Annotated in this window: 13 protein-coding genes; 3 read left to right on the forward strand and 10 right to left on the reverse strand. The window is 69.7% G+C overall.

Features of this window, described 5'->3' with window-relative positions; all coding sequences use genetic code 11:
* Positions 1-58: 58 nt before the first annotated feature.
* The 4 genes from FD678_RS16180 to FD678_RS16200 all read right to left on the reverse strand — a co-directional run bounded on the left by FD678_RS16180 (position 59) and on the right by FD678_RS16200 (position 5,047).
* Positions 59-1,369, reverse strand: a complete 1,311-nt coding sequence (locus FD678_RS16180) for an ABC transporter permease (RefSeq protein WP_140726028.1) — start codon at positions 1,367-1,369, stop codon at positions 59-61.
* A gap of 13 nt (positions 1,370-1,382) precedes the next feature.
* Positions 1,383-2,540, reverse strand: coding sequence for an ABC transporter permease (locus FD678_RS16185; RefSeq protein WP_140726032.1), 1,158 nt, complete (start codon positions 2,538-2,540; stop codon positions 1,383-1,385).
* Between the two features lie 12 nt (positions 2,541-2,552).
* The gene (locus FD678_RS16190) at positions 2,553-3,242 is read right to left on the reverse strand and encodes an ABC transporter ATP-binding protein (RefSeq protein ID WP_140726035.1); all 690 of its coding nucleotides are present in this window, start codon (positions 3,240-3,242) and stop codon (positions 2,553-2,555) included.
* Positions 3,243-3,811: 569 nt separating this feature from the next.
* Entirely contained in the window at positions 3,812-5,047 is a 1,236-nt protein-coding gene (locus FD678_RS16200) for an efflux RND transporter periplasmic adaptor subunit (RefSeq protein WP_140726041.1), read from the reverse strand.
* 385 nt (positions 5,048-5,432) lie between these two features.
* On the opposite strand from FD678_RS16200, the gene FD678_RS16205 reads away from it, so the two are divergent.
* From FD678_RS16205 to FD678_RS16215, 3 genes are all read left to right on the forward strand, one after another.
* A complete protein-coding gene (locus FD678_RS16205) occupies positions 5,433-6,626 on the forward strand; it encodes a sensor histidine kinase (protein WP_140726044.1) in 1,194 nt (397 codons plus the stop codon).
* 20 nt (positions 6,627-6,646) lie between these two features.
* Positions 6,647-7,246 carry a response regulator transcription factor gene (locus FD678_RS16210; RefSeq protein WP_140726047.1) on the forward strand — a complete coding sequence of 200 codons (600 nt, stop codon included), beginning with the start codon at positions 6,647-6,649 and terminating at the stop codon, positions 7,244-7,246.
* Between the two features lie 205 nt (positions 7,247-7,451).
* A complete protein-coding gene (locus FD678_RS16215; RefSeq protein WP_218569782.1) occupies positions 7,452-8,210 on the forward strand; it encodes a ThuA domain-containing protein in 759 nt (252 codons plus the stop codon).
* Between the two features lie 336 nt (positions 8,211-8,546).
* Here FD678_RS16215 and FD678_RS16220 read toward each other — a convergent pair whose 3' ends face one another.
* From FD678_RS16220 to FD678_RS16245, 6 genes are all read right to left on the reverse strand, one after another.
* Positions 8,547-9,917 (reverse strand): leucyl aminopeptidase family protein, encoded by a 1,371-nt coding sequence (locus FD678_RS16220; protein ID WP_140726050.1) that lies wholly within the window; start codon positions 9,915-9,917, stop codon positions 8,547-8,549.
* Positions 9,918-9,977: 60 nt separating this feature from the next.
* Positions 9,978-10,709, reverse strand: coding sequence for an HAD family hydrolase (locus FD678_RS16225; protein ID WP_140726053.1), 732 nt, complete (start codon positions 10,707-10,709; stop codon positions 9,978-9,980).
* Between the two features lie 407 nt (positions 10,710-11,116).
* Positions 11,117-12,217, reverse strand: coding sequence for an AI-2E family transporter (locus tag FD678_RS16230; protein ID WP_140726057.1), 1,101 nt, complete (start codon positions 12,215-12,217; stop codon positions 11,117-11,119).
* Positions 12,218-12,453: 236 nt separating this feature from the next.
* Complete coding sequence (locus FD678_RS16235) at positions 12,454-12,921, reverse strand: hypothetical protein (RefSeq protein WP_140726061.1); 468 nt, start codon at positions 12,919-12,921, stop codon at positions 12,454-12,456.
* A complete protein-coding gene (locus FD678_RS16240) occupies positions 12,918-13,376 on the reverse strand; it encodes a phage holin family protein (protein WP_140726064.1) in 459 nt (152 codons plus the stop codon). Before FD678_RS16240 ends, FD678_RS16235 begins: the two co-directional genes overlap by 4 nt.
* 9 nt (positions 13,377-13,385) lie before the next feature.
* Complete coding sequence (locus FD678_RS16245) at positions 13,386-13,748, reverse strand: hypothetical protein (protein ID WP_140726067.1); 363 nt, start codon at positions 13,746-13,748, stop codon at positions 13,386-13,388.
* Between the last annotated feature and the right edge of the window lie 22 nt (positions 13,749-13,770).

Raw genomic sequence — 13,770 nt, forward strand, 5'->3', positions numbered from 1 at the left:
GCCGCGCGAGGAAGCGTCACCCAGCCCAAAGCAAAATCACGGGCAGCAGCAACAACCGCTATACCTCGCGCAGTGCGGCGGTGATCGGCAGCCTTGCCGCGCGCAGTGCCGGGAACAGGCCGCCCACCAGGCCGATGCCCAGGGACCATTTCAGGCCGGTCCACAGCAATTCGGGGGAGACCTTGAACTGGAATACCACCTGGCTGAAGTTGCTGCCCAGGGTGGAGGCGCTGTAGCCATTGAAGATCGACCAGGCGATCAGGCCGCCGAGCACGCCGCCGAGCAGGGCCAGCAGCATCGTCTCCAGCATCACCGCCATCACCACCGGCAGGCCGCGGAAGCCGATCGCGCGCATCGTGGCGATCTCGCGCGCGCGCGTGGCCACCGCCGCGTACATGGTGTTGAGCGCGCCGAACACCGCGCCGAAGGCCATGATCGTGCCGATGAACTTGCCCAGCACCTCGAGCACGGTGCTCAGGTTGCCGCCCTGCTTGCGGTAGTACTCGCGGGTGGTGAACACGTCCAGCTTCAGGCGCGGGTCGGCCGCCATCGCGGTCTTGAACTGCTGGAAGCCGCCGGTGCCTTCGGTACGCACGCTGATCGACTGGTAGGCGCTGCGGTTGTAGGTCGTGGCCAGGGTCTGCGTGTCGGTCCACAGCTCCGAATCGTGCGCGTCGCCGGTGGCGAACACGCCGACCACGGTCCACGTCTGGTTGCCGAGAGCGATGGTCTTGCCCACGTCCAGGCCGCGGAACTGCGCGCGCGCGCCCTTGCCGACCACGATCTCGCGCAGGCCGGGATTGAACTTGCGGCCTTCCACGATTTTCACCCGGTCGTGCACGGCCCAGGCCTGCTCGCCGACGCCGCGGAACTGCGCGTTGACGTCGGTGCCGTCGGCCTTGGACAGCAGGTTCACCACCTGCGACAGTTCCGGCGAGACCAGCGGCCGGTTGTCCGCGCCGCGCGCCACGCCCGGCAGGCTGGCGATCAGCGGCACCTGGTCGCGCATGATCACCGAGTTGGTCTCGGCCTGCGATCCGCCGCGCAGGACGATCGCGGTGGTGTCGTCGCCGGTGCTCTCCAGCGTGGCCTGGAAGCCCTGGCCCATCGCCAGCATCGCCACCAACACGCCGACCACGCCGGCGATGCCGACCACGATCACCGAGCTGGCGCCCCAGCGCTGCGGCAGGCTGGCGATGCCGATGCGCGCCGCCGCCAGCGACAGCCGGCCGCTGCGGGTCAGCAGCAGCCACAGCGCCAGCAGCGCCGCCACCGCCAGCACCGCGTACCAGGGCAGCGCGATCCAGACCGCCAGGCCGACCACCAGCAGCACGACCGAGAGCAGGTTCCACATCCATTGCTTCTTCATGAGCTATCTCCCGTTAGCGTCCGGCCAGCGCGTCGACGATCTTCAACCGCCGCGCCCGCAGGGACGGCAGCAGGCCGACCACGATGCCGATGACGGCCATCAATCCCAGCCCGACCAGCCAGGTCTGGCCCGGCACGCGATGCACCGGCAGCGCGCCGCCGCTGGCGCCGGCCAGCACCGGGATGGCGGCCGAGGCCAGCAGCATGCCGATCAAACCACCCAGCACGATCAGCAGCACCGACTCCACCATCACCAGCGACAGCACGGTGCGGTCCTGGAAGCCCAGGGTCTTGAGCGTGGCCAGTTCCGGGATGCGCTCGCGCACCGCCTGCGCCATGGTGTTGCCGGTCAGCAGCAGCAGCGTGAAGAACACCGCGCCCATGATCGAGGTGACGATCAGGCCGATGTCGGCGAACTGCTTGACGAAGGCCTGCTGGAACGCCGACTCGGTCTGGGTCTTGGTCTCGTGGTCGGAGTTGGCCGACAGCGCGTCGATGGCCTGCGCCACGCGCGAGGCGTGGGCGGGGTCGTCCAGCCGCACGGTGTACCAGCTGACCTGGCCCTTGATGTAGTCGTTGCTCTCGTCGAAGTACTTCCAGTTCATCATCAACTGCTGCTCGGACTGCGCGTTGGCGCGGTCCTTGGCGCGGAAGATCGCCTTCAGTTCCAGCGGCCAGTCGTTGCTGCCGCCGCGCGGGAAGATCGTGGCCTGCAGCGGGATGGTGTCGCCGATCTTCCAGCCGTACTTCTTCGCCAGCGCCTCGCCGACGATCGCGCCGGTGCGGGTGTCCTGGAACGCCTTCAGCTGGTCCGGCGGCACCTCGTACTCGGTGTACACGTCGAAGAAGTTGGGCGCGATGGAGAAGTTGGCGAAGAACTCCTTCGGGTCCCGGTAGATGCCGCCGAACCACATCGCGTAGGTCACGTCGCGCACGCCGGGGATGGTGCGGATCTGCGATTCCAGGCGCACCGGCAGCGATTGGGTGATCGACAGGCGCGAGGCGACCACCAGGCGGTTGACGCCCTCCACCGAGCCGCCGGAGGTGAACGCCACGCGCACCGAGTCCAGCAGGCCGAACAGCAGGAACGCGACCACCACCGAGAACAGGGTCAGCAGCGTCCGCGTCTTGCTGCGGAACAGCTGCGCCCAGATGAGCGAGAAATATTTCATGTCGCCTCCCGATCAGTAGGCGACCGGCGCATCGGCCAGTTCGCCCTTGTCCAGGTGCACGGTGTGGGTGGCGTACTCGGCCGCCTTCGGGTCGTGGGTGACCATGATGATGGTCTTGCCGTGCTCGCGGTTGAGCTGCTGCAGCAGCTTGAGGATCTCCTCGGCGTTGTGGCGGTCCAGGTCGCCGGTGGGCTCGTCGCAGATCAGGAAGGTCGGGTCGGAGACGATCGCGCGGGCGATCGCCACGCGCTGCTGCTGGCCGCCGGACAGTTCGTTGGGCTTGTGGTTGCGGCGCTCGGCCAGGCCGACCAGGGTCAGCGCGATCTCGGCGTTGCGCTTGCGCTGGGCGGCGCCGAGCGGGGTGAGCAGCAGCGGCAGTTCGACGTTCTTCTGCGCGGTGAGCATCGGCATCAGGTTGTAGAACTGGAACACGAAGCCGACATGGTGGCTGCGCCAGGTGGCGAGCTGGCTGGCGCTCATGCGGTCGATGCGCTGGTCCTCGATCTCGATCTCGCCGCCGCTGGGGGAGTCCAGGCCGCCGATGAGGTTGAGCAGGGTGGTCTTGCCGGAGCCGGAGGGTCCCATCAGGGCGACGAAGTCGCCGCGCTCGATCTGCAGGTCGATGCCGTGCAGAACCTGGACTTTCTCCGGGCCGCGCTGGTAGGTCTTGGTGACGTTGCGGAGGGTGACGAGGGCGGTCATTGCGGTTTCCTCTGCGGTTCGATGGATGCTGGTGCGAAGAATTTTTGTGCTTCTGGTATGCGGTGCGGCGCTTCGTGTTGTTCGTGTTCGTGTTTCAGCCGTTGCCCCGAAGGCGGGACTCTGCGAATTTCACGTTGTTCACTTGGCTCATATGTCCCACTCCCTCAGCAAACTCTCTACCGTCATCCCCGCGAAGGCGGGGATCCAGGGACGTTGCTTTTGGCCTTTTGGGCTTTGGCGAGAAAGGCAAAAGCTTTCGCCTTTGGCGAGTTACTTTTCTTTGCTTGTGCAAAGAAAAGTAACCAAAAGAAAGCACACCCCGCCTGCGCGCCCGCAGCTTTGCTGCGGGTCCGCGGAGCCGGTGGGATTTTTCGACGGGGCATCCTGCCCCGGCGAAAAACGACGTGCATCCATGCACGTCGCCCTGCGGGTTTTTCCCGCCGACTCCGCCGCTTCGGAGGGCCCCGGGAAAAGCGGACATCAAAAGCAAAAGCAACAGCGCAAGCAAAAGCTACTGCATCGCACCGACCACGGGATGAGAGTCACATGCCGTCACGGCCTCGGCGATCTCAATTGGCCTGGGCCAGCTTCACCTTGTCGCCATCCTTCAGCGCCTCCGGCGGTTCCACCACCACCGTGTCGCCTGCGGCCAGGCCCGACAACACCTGCTTGTCGTTGCCCATGTCGATGCCGGTCTTCACCTCGCGCAGCTCGACCCGGTCCTCGGCGCCGAGCGCGAACACCTGGGTCTTGCCGTCGCGCTGGACCAGCGCGCCGCCGGGCACGCGCACGCCTTGCGGCTTGCTCTGTTCCTGCGGCTGCGCCTTCTCCAGGAAGCTCACCCGCACGCCCATCTCCGGCACGATGCGCGGATCCTTCACCTGCATCGCCACGCGGACCTTCACCGTCGCCTTGCCGCGGTCGGCGGTGGGGATGATCGCGATCACCTCGCCCGGGATGCGCCAGTCCGGGTACGCGTTCAGCACCACCTCCACCGGCATCTTCGGCTGCACCCGGCCGATGTAGGCCTCGCCGACCTCGACCTCCACTTCCAGCGAATCCATGTCCACGATCGTGCCGATGCCGGTGCGGGTGAAGCCGCCGGTCGCCAGCGGCGAGACGATCTCGCCCGGCTGCGCGGCCTTGGCCGTCACCACGCCGGCGAACGGCGCGCGCACCACGGTGTTGTCCACGCCGATGTCGGAGATCGCCAGCTGGTCGCTGGAGACCTTGACGTTGCGCTGCGCGTTCTGCAGCTGCGCGCGCAGCGCATCGCGCTGCGCCACGGCCTGGTCGTACTGCGAGCGCGACACCAGTTGCTGGCCGACCAGCGCCTGCAGCCGCGCCGCTTCGGCCTCGGCCTGCTTGAGCTGGGCCTGCGTGTTGTCGACCAGGCTGCGCGCGGCGGACAGCTGCGAGGCCGACAGGCTGCGCTGCGCATCCGCGTCGATCGGGTCGAGCGTGGCCATGACCTGGCCTTCCTCCACGCGCATGCCTTCCTCGATCATCACCTCGCGCACCTTGCCGGTGATCTTGGCCGACACCGTCGCCATGCGCCGCGCGACCACGTAGCCGCTGGCATCGAGCACCGAGGACGAGGCGCCGCCGGCGCTGATCGCCACCGCCGGGGCCGTGCGCACCTCCACCGGCCGGGCGCGGCCGAACAGCCACGCCGCGGCGGCCAGCAACAGCAGCACCACCACCACGCCGATCGCGATCCACAGCCAGCGCCGCGAAGGCGGCTCGCTGGGGGCGGCTTTACGGTCGATGCGGAGTTCCTTCAGCAGATCGGCGGATGTGTTCATCGTGGACACAAGGACGTAAAGAGGGACGAAATGTGACCGCAAGGCATGGCGGCCGCAAGCTGCCGGAAGTCACCAGAACGCCGGCCGTCCCCGAAGATGCCGGCCAGCATGCCTCCACGGCGCCGCGGAAGCCAGTGACAGGTGTCATCGAGGATCGCTGATGCCGGCGACTGCCGGGGCCGCGGCCGGGACTCCAGGCTACCCGCATGTTCCGGTCCGGCGTCGTGCTGCACCGCACGCGGCAGGCGGCATCGGTGCGGGTGCCGCCCGGCCCGCGGCGGCACCCGCGGGCGCGCGGGGCCGGGACCGGTATCCATCGCGGCGGTATGCTTCGCGCTCGCGCCGCGGGGGCCGCGGCGCCTTCTTGATCCAGGAACGCGGGACCATGCACTTCCTCGAACCCAGCCACGATTCGATCATCGGCCGTCGCATCGACCGCGGCGGTGGCGAGCGCTCGCGCTGGTTCCCGGTGCTGATGCTGGGGTGGTCGGTATGGATCTTCGTCACGCCGCTGTACGAGTCGAAGTATTTCCCGGACTGGCTGTGGCCCACGGTGGCCAGCTACGCGGCGTTCCTGGTGCTGTACTGGATTGCCTACTACCGGAGCCGGCGCTTCGTCCTGGCCTGCGCGCTGGGCATCGCCGCCCTGGCCTACGCCACCACGCCGTTCAATCCAGGAGCGCAGGGATACGTCGTCTACGCCTGCGCGTTCCTGTCGTTCTGCGGCGGCACGCGGGTGGCGATCGCGTGGATGCTGGGGGTCCTGGTCCCCTACGTCGTGGTCTGGCTGCTGATCGGCTGGCCCAATATCTACCTGTTCAGCACGGTGCTGGTCAGCTTCATGGTCGGGCTGCTGAACATCATCATGGTCCAGCGGATGCAGGCCGACAGCGCGTTGCGGCTCAGCCACGAGGAGGTCCGGCGCCTGGCCGCCACCGCCGAGCGCGAGCGCATCGGGCGCGACCTGCACGATCTGCTCGGCCATACCCTGTCGCTGGTCGCGCTGAAGGCCGACCTGGCCGGAAAGTTGGTCGAGCGCGATCCGCAGGCCGCGCGCCGCGAGATCGGCGAGGTCGCGCGGGTGTCGCGCGAGGCGCTGGCGCAGGTGCGGCACGCGGTGACTGGCATCCGCGCGGCCGAACTCGCGGCCGAACTGGCTTCGGCGCACCTGCTGCTGGAGACCGACGGGGTCCTGCTGTCTTACACGTTGCCGGAAACGCCGCTGCCGCCGGAACTGGAAACGGTGTTCGCGCTGGTGGTGCGCGAGGCGGTCACCAACATCCAGCGGCATGCGCGTGCGCAGCGGGTGCGGATCTCGCTGGCCTGCGAGCGCCAGCAGGCGGTGCTGAAGATCTGCGACGACGGCCGCGGCGGCGACATCGTCCAGGGCAACGGATTGCGCGGCATGTGCGAGCGCCTGCAGGCGCTGGGCGGCGAACTGCGGGTCGACGCCCGGCGCGGGCAGGGCACGCACCTGCAGGCACGACTGCCGCTGCCGCACGCGCCGCAGCCGGTCGCGGCCGGCGGCATGCCGTCCGACAGCGTGCCTGTCGTCCGCGCCGCCGGCCCTGTTTGCTAGCCCGGGAGATCGAAGTGCCGATGCGCGTGTTGCTGGCCGAAGACCAGGCGATGTTGCGCGGCGCGCTGACCGCGCTGCTCAACCTGGAGGACGACATCGAGGTGGTCGGCAATGCCGGCGACGGCGAGAGCGCCTGGCGCGAACTGCAGCGCCTGCAGCCGGACCTGCTGGTCACCGATATCGAGATGCCGGGCCTGACCGGGCTGGAGCTGGCGCTGCGCATCCAGCGCCAGCAACTGCCGGTGCGGGTGGTGATCGTCACCACCTTCGCGCGTCCGGGCTTCCTGCGCCGCGCGCTGGACGCGGGCGTGTCCGGCTACCTGCTCAAGGATGCGCCGGCCGAACAGTTGGCCGAAGCGCTGCGCCGCGTGCATCGCGGCGGCCGCGCGATCGACCCGCAACTGGCGGTGGAAGCCTGGGCCGAGGCCGATCCGCTCAGCGAGCGTGAGCGCAGCGTGCTGCGCCTGGCGGGCGAAGGCCGCTCGGCCAGCGAGATCGCCGAGCGGCTGGGCCTCTCGCACGGCACCGTGCGCAACTACCTGTCCGAGTGCATCGGCAAGCTCGGCGTGGCCAACCGCATCGAGGCGTATCGGCTGGCGCGGCAGAAGGGATGGCTGTAGGCGCGAAAGTCCTGCCGCGGCTGGCGAGCCGGCGCGGCCCCGGCGGGAGCAGGCCAAGGCGAACGAGCCATCGTGCGGCGCGCCTAGGCGCCGTGGGCGATCGCGGGTATGTCGTCCTGGCAAACGTCTATGAAATTACCGCGGCCCGCGTCGCGGAGGACAGGGCGGCGGCTATCCTCGCCGGAACGTTTCGAGGGGAGCCGACATGAAGTGGATGCGCGCGTTGCTGCTGGGATCGCTGCTGCTGGCCTGCGGCGGCGCCTGGGCGCAGCAGTTCAAGGTGCTGGTCGCGGCGATACCGAACCAGTACCACCACGACTACATCCCGGTGGCCAAGCCGCGCTTGGAGGCGATGGCGCGGCAGCACTACTTCGAGCTGGTGTGGGCCTGGAACACCGCCGCCTTCGACCAGGACCTGTCGCAGTACGCGGCGATCGTGCTGCTCAACACGCCGGCCACCGACCTCAATCCCGCCCAGCGCGCCAGGTTCCAGCAGTACGTGCGCAACGGCGGCGGCGTCGTCGCGGTGCACAAGGCCTTCGCGATCAAGCGCGGCGAGTGGGACTGGTACGACCGGATGATCGGCCGTTCGTTCCGGACCCACCCCTACATGCAGACCGCGATGGTCGACGTCGTCGACCGCAACTTCCCGGCCACTGCCGGCCTGCCACAGCGTTGGGTCTGGACCGACGAGTGGTACGAGTACGACCCGCCGTACAGCGACGACCTGGTCACGCTGATGACGGTGGACGAATCCAGCTACGACCCGACCCTGATCTGGCCGGGCCAGGTCGCCAAGGGCATGGGCAAGGACCATCCGGTGGCCTGGTACCACCGCTTCGAGGGCGGTCGCGTGTTTGCCACCGCGCTGGGCCACCTGGCCGAGGCCTACAACGACCCGCGCTACCTCGACCATCTCTACGGCGGCATCTACTGGGCCGCCACCGGCCGCGGCCTGCGCTGAGGACAGGACTTGCCTGGTCTCGGGTGGGGCTCCGAACCCTCCAGCACGCTTGCCTGCAGCGCCCTCATCCGCCCCCGCTTTCGCGGGGGCAGGCTCTCGGGCACCTCGCCTCGCGCGCCGGACATTCAGACGTGCGCGAGCCAATGGCCCGCAAGCCGCACGTCTTCATCCCGCAAGCGGGGCGCCGCAAGAAACCCTCGGCCGCATTGCGGATGAACGCGTCGCCGCGCGGCAGCCAAGGCAAACCATCATGAAAACAGGCCTGGATGAGCACCTCCCTCGCAAACGGGGGAAAGCGCCGATTCCGGCCTCCCCGCGCCAGCGGCGCGCACTGCGTTACGTGCCGAACCGCGATTTGAGCATCTCCCACGCCGAACGCAACGCCAGCGCCTCGCCGCCGGCCGGCCGGCCCGGGCGGTCGCTGTCGTTCCAGGCGTACACGTCCAGGTGCGCCCACTTCAGGCCGGTGGCGACGAAGCGCTCCAGGTACAGCGCGGCGGTGACCGCGCCGGCCATGCGCGAGCCGGCGTTGGCCATGTCGGCGACGTGGCTGTTGAGGTAGCGCAGGTACGGGCGCCACAGCGGCATGCGCCAGACCGGATCGCGGGTGCGCTCGCCGGCGGCCAGCCAGTCGTTGGCCAGCGCGTCGTCGTTGGCGAACAGCGCCGGCAGGTCCGGGCCGAGCGCGATGCGCGCCGCGCCGGTGAGCGTGGCGAAATCGAGGATCAGCGAGGGCTTGGCCTCGCTCGCGTAGGCCAGTGCGTCGCACAGGATCAAGCGGCCCTCGGCGTCGGTGTTGTCGATCTCGACGCTGACGCCGGCGCGGGTGACCACCACCTCGCCGGGGCGGAAGGCGTCCGGCCCGACCGCATTCTCCACCGCCGGCACCAGCAGCGTCAGCCGCACCGGCAGCTTGCGCGCCATCACCAGCCCGGCCAGCGCCAGCGCGTGCGCGGCGCCGCCCATGTCCTTCTTCATGTTGCGCATGCCGTCGGCCGGCTTGAGGTCCAGCCCGCCGGTATCGAAGCACACGCCCTTGCCGACCAGCACGAGGTGCGGGTGCGCCGCATCGCCCCAGTGCAGCTCGATCAGGCGCGGCGCGCGGTGCGAGGCGCGGCCCACCGCATGGATGGTCGGGAAGTTGTTCGCCAGCAGGGCGTCGCCGGCGACCACCCCGATGCGGGCGCCGTGCTCCTCGGCCAGCGCGCGCGCGGCGGCCTCGAGTTGCTCGGGGCCCATGTCCTCGGTCGGCGTGTTGACCCAGTCGCGCACGCGCAGGCAGGCCTCGATCAGCGCGGCGGTCTCCGCATCGGGGGTGGCCGCCAGCAGCGCCGGCGTGCGCACCGGCTTGCGATAGCGGGCGAAACGGTAGCTGCCCAGGCCCCAGCCGAGTTCGAGCGCGCGCCGTGCCGCGTCGTCCAACGCCGTGGCCGGCTGCCAGTGCGTGTCGGCCGGCAGCGCGAACGGGCCATGCGCATAGGCGTAGGCGTCGCCGCGATCGCCCACCCCGAGCAATGCGCCGGCCAGGCCGTGCTCGCCCGGCAGCAGCAGTACCGAGCCGGGGGCGGCGGCGAAGTGCTGCGCCTGCACCCAGGCGGCCACGCCGGCCGGCTGCCGCGCGCACCAGTCCGCCAGGCCTTCGCGGTCGACGACGTGCAGCGGCAGCGCGCGGGAGGTATCGGAGGTGAAGCCTTGCGGTAACGACATGGTGGGTTCCTGTGGGGAGGCGCTCGGCATGGCGCGGCGGTGGATGGGAGGGGCGGGCGCTCAGGCGCAGCGGCGCCCGCCACCGGGCTCGGCGAAGTCCGGATGGGCGTCGAGCCAGTCGGCCAGCCCGGTCAAGGTATCGAAATGCAGGTCGGGGGCGAGCGTGGCGTGTTCCCACGCGCGGTTCTCCCGGTTGATCCAGCAGCTGCGCAATCCGGCGTTGATCGCGCCGAGCACGTCCATCTCGACGTGGTCGCCGACGTGCAGCACCTGCGCGGGCGCGACGCCCAGCCGTTCGCAGGCGGCATGGAAGATGCTCGCCGCCGGCTTGGCGGCGCCGTGCTCGCGCGAGCCGAGCGAGAACGCGAAGTGGTGCATCAGCCCGATGCGTTCCAGGTCGGCGTTGCCGTTGCTGAGCGCCGCCACCGGCACGCGCGCGGCGATGCGCGCCAGCGCGTCGAGCGCATCCGGGTAGCACTCGACCTGGTTGCGGGCGGCGTAGAACACCTCGAAGGCCGGCTCGATCAAGGCGAGGTCGCCGCCGCTCTCCTCGAGCGCCTGGCGGATCGTCAGCCGGCGCAACGCGCTGAGGTCGTGGTGGAGATGCGGGTTCTCGGCGAAGCTGCGTTCGCGCAGCTGGCGCATCGCCTGCACCGGGAAGCGCTGCGCGGTGACCGGGCTATGGATGCTCAGCCAGTCGTGCAGCACCTGGTCGATGCGGGCGCCGATCGGCGCGAAGGGCCACAGCGTGTCGTCGAGGTCGAGGGTGATGGCGCGGATCGGGAAAGTCATCCGGGGATTTTACGGCAGTAGGGCGGGGGAAGCCGGGACCCGGGGCCAAGGGCCGGGGCTCGAAAAGCGACGGCCCCGCTCGGGTCGGATGTTGTCGTGGGAGGGACTTCAGTCCCGACAGGCTTGGCCGGAGAAGCCGGGACTCTGGTGGGGGCTGGGGCTCGGAAAGCGACCAGCCTGCTCCGGATCGAGTGTTGTTTGTGGGAGGGACTTCAGTCCCGACAAGGCTTTGCCGGCCCTCGGTCGGCACTGAAGTCCCTCCCACGGACAGCGAAAAACCGCAAGAAAGCATCGCGTCGCTCGACAGGGCGAACCCAGGCAAAGACGCTTTTCCCGAATCCCGAATCCCGAATCCCGAATCCCGAATCCCGAATCCCGAATCCCGAATCCCGAATCCCGAATCCCCGCTACTCCAGCAACCGCGCCCAGCGCTGCATGCCCTCCAGCCGGTTGAGCACCATCTTGATGCAGACCAGCAACGGCACCGCCAGCAGCAGTCCGATCATTCCCCACAGCCAGCCGAACAGCATCAGGCCGAGGATCAGCATCAGCGGCGAGATCGCCATGCGCCGGCCGAGCACGATCGGGGTGACCACCTGGCCCTCGACGGTGTGCAGCAGCAGGTAGATCAGGGCCGGCAGCAGCGATTGCAGTGGCGCGTGGAAGTTCACGAAGCCCATCAGCAGCATCAGCATCACGCCGATCAGCGGGCCGACGTAGGGCGCGAAGTTCAACAGCGCCACCACCGTGCCCCACAGCAGCGCTTCCTGCAGGGGGATCGACAGCAGCGCGTAGAGGATGCCGGCGAAGACCAGGCCGACCGTCGTGTTGATCAGGCTGATCGTCAGCACGTAGCGCGAGACCTCGCGCTCGATGTCGCGCAATATCTCCGCGGTGAAGCGCTGTTTCTGCTGGCTGGGCAGCAACGCGATCGCATTGCGCTGCAGGTTCTCCCCATAGACCATGAAGAAGAAGGTCAGCAGCACCACCGCCAGCACCGACGCGGCCAGCTTGGGCGTGCGCACCAGCGCCCTGTAGGGATCGTCCAGCTGGGTGCGCACGATCTGCACCTGCCGCCCGCTCTCGCCGCCCGCGGCGCGCGCGAAGCTCTCGGCGGCCTGGTTGGCCTGCTGCACCGGCTTGGTCAGGTTGCGCAGCTCGCGCGAGATCTGCCGCATCTGCGACGGCGCCTGCTGGAACCACTCGCTGGCCGGGCCGGCCAGCTGCATCGCCAGCGCCACGGTCGCCGACAGGCCCAGCAGCAGCACCAGCAGCGCGGCGATGAAGCGCGGCAGGTGCAGCTTGCGCAGCAGGCGGATGATCGGGTTGCCGACCAACGCGAAGAACACGGCCAGCATGACCGGCAGGACCACCGTCTGCGCGGCCCACAGCGTGTAGCCGACCGCGAGCGTCGCCAGCACCACCAGCGAGGTGGGCGCGCGCGGGCGCGAGGCAGGAGGCAAGGGGGCGCCGGCGGACGGGGCCGGCGATTCTGCGGGAAGGCTCATGCGGACATTGGCGGGCCCGGCCTGCGCCGGCGGAGCGCCATTATCGGCCCACTGTGCGGTGGCGAGTAGGGTGGACGGCTCCGGGAGGGCTGGATCGTCGTCCCTTGCCGCCCGGCGTTTACCGCCATTTTCGCTTTCGCGGGAACGACCGTCCGGAAAGCGGGAAGGGCGATCCCGATCCGGGAGGGCGCCCCATTCGTCCCGGTATCGAGAGCAGGAAGCGTCCCGGCCACGCCTCAGCGTTCGGAAACCTCGGTGGCGGCCTCCGCCGGATGCGGCGGCGCTGGACTGGCGGGGGACGCGGTGCCGCGAGGAGCCGCCGTACGGACCGGTTCCGCCGGCGGCGCGGCGGTGCCCGTGGCGCCCTCGCGGGCCACGTCCTCCGCCTTCCCGGCGGCGCGCTCGGCCTGTTGCGAGGCTTCCTGGGCCTGGGTGGCGGTGAACAGCGCCGATATCGCGCTGATCGTCTGCAGCAGCTTGGGCACCGCCCCGACCTTGCCGGCCAGGCTGTTCAACGCCGTCCTCGGCTCGCTGATGCCGGCGGCGAAGCCGAGGCCCAGCCCGGCCAGCACGATCCGGCCCGGCGTCCACGCCGCGCGCCACAGCTGGCGCAGCGTGCCCCATTGCTGCACGAGCTGGTGCTCGCGCCCTTCCAGCACCGCCTCGGCGCGGGCGATGCGGTGCTGCAGCTGTTCGAGTTTCATGGGTCCTCCTTCGGCGCGGGCACGTCTTCGTCGTCGCCGCCGATGCCGAGGCGGGCGAGCTGGCGCCGGGTGGCGTCGAGCTTGCTCATCTCGAAGTAGCGCATCGCCTGCCAGGCGCCCAGCGCGGTCACGGCCAGGCTCAGCAGCGCCATCAGCGAGGTCGCGGCCAGCCATGTCAGCCCGAAGTAGTGCAGCAGCGCGATGCCGGCCGCCACGATCAGCAGCCAGGCCGAGGCGCCGAACGCCACCGCCACGGTGAGCCACACCAGCGCATGCGCGAGCGCGGCGCGCGCCAGCGCGAGGTCGGCGGCGAACAGCCGCCGCAACGCCCGCAGCGCGTCCAGCCCGGCATCGAGGCCTTCGCGGCCGGCCTTGCCGAACTCGCCGATCGCCTCTTCGAGCGAAGGCGTGCGCGGGGCTTCGGCCTGGCCGCTGTCCTTGTCCGTATCGGCCACGGACCCGGCTTACTTGTCGCCGCTGCGTGCGAGCTTGGCGATGATCCAGCCGGCGGCGAAGGCCACGCCGAACGAGGCCAGCGGGCGCTCGCGGATCAGCTCGGCGGCGCTGTCGATCAGGTCCTTGCCCTTGTCCATCAAGGCATCGACCTGCTCCTTGGCGGCGGCACCGCCGAATTCGGCGGCGTTCAGGCCGGCCAGCGCGCTGTCGGAAAGTTCGGCCTTGATGTTGGCCTTGCCGAGCTTGAGCTCGTCGCCCGCCGCGGCGGCGGCACCCTTGACCGCCTCGCCGGCGGCGCTGGCGGCGGACTTCAGGTGGGAGCCGGCTTCGCTCAGGTTGTCCTTCAGCTGCTCGGTGTTGGTGGGGCTCATGCGGATCTCCTTGTCGTCGTGG

This window comes from Pseudomonas sp. Hp2, assembly GCF_006386585.1.
Classification (GTDB): Bacteria; Pseudomonadota; Gammaproteobacteria; order Xanthomonadales; family Xanthomonadaceae; genus Pseudomonas_S; species Pseudomonas_S boreopolis.

Excerpts from the sequence above, each read along its gene's own strand:
- FD678_RS16180 (WP_140726028.1), bottom strand. The coding sequence starts at position 1,369 with ATGAAGAAGCAATGGATGTGGAACCTGCTCTCGGTCGTGCTGCTGGTG.
- FD678_RS16185 (WP_140726032.1), bottom strand. The coding sequence starts at position 2,540 with ATGAAATATTTCTCGCTCATCTGGGCGCAGCTGTTCCGCAGCAAGACG.
- FD678_RS16190 (WP_140726035.1), bottom strand. The coding sequence starts at position 3,242 with ATGACCGCCCTCGTCACCCTCCGCAACGTCACCAAGACCTACCAGCGC.
- FD678_RS16200 (WP_140726041.1), bottom strand. The coding sequence starts at position 5,047 with ATGAACACATCCGCCGATCTGCTGAAGGAACTCCGCATCGACCGTAAA.
- FD678_RS16205 (WP_140726044.1), top strand. The coding sequence starts at position 5,433 with ATGCACTTCCTCGAACCCAGCCACGATTCGATCATCGGCCGTCGCATC.
- FD678_RS16210 (WP_140726047.1), top strand. The coding sequence starts at position 6,647 with ATGCGCGTGTTGCTGGCCGAAGACCAGGCGATGTTGCGCGGCGCGCTG.
- FD678_RS16215 (WP_218569782.1), top strand. The coding sequence starts at position 7,452 with ATGAAGTGGATGCGCGCGTTGCTGCTGGGATCGCTGCTGCTGGCCTGC.
- FD678_RS16220 (WP_140726050.1), bottom strand. The coding sequence starts at position 9,917 with ATGTCGTTACCGCAAGGCTTCACCTCCGATACCTCCCGCGCGCTGCCG.
- FD678_RS16225 (WP_140726053.1), bottom strand. The coding sequence starts at position 10,709 with ATGACTTTCCCGATCCGCGCCATCACCCTCGACCTCGACGACACGCTG.
- FD678_RS16230 (WP_140726057.1), bottom strand. The coding sequence starts at position 12,217 with ATGAGCCTTCCCGCAGAATCGCCGGCCCCGTCCGCCGGCGCCCCCTTG.
- FD678_RS16235 (WP_140726061.1), bottom strand. The coding sequence starts at position 12,921 with ATGAAACTCGAACAGCTGCAGCACCGCATCGCCCGCGCCGAGGCGGTG.
- FD678_RS16245 (WP_140726067.1), bottom strand. The coding sequence starts at position 13,748 with ATGAGCCCCACCAACACCGAGCAGCTGAAGGACAACCTGAGCGAAGCC.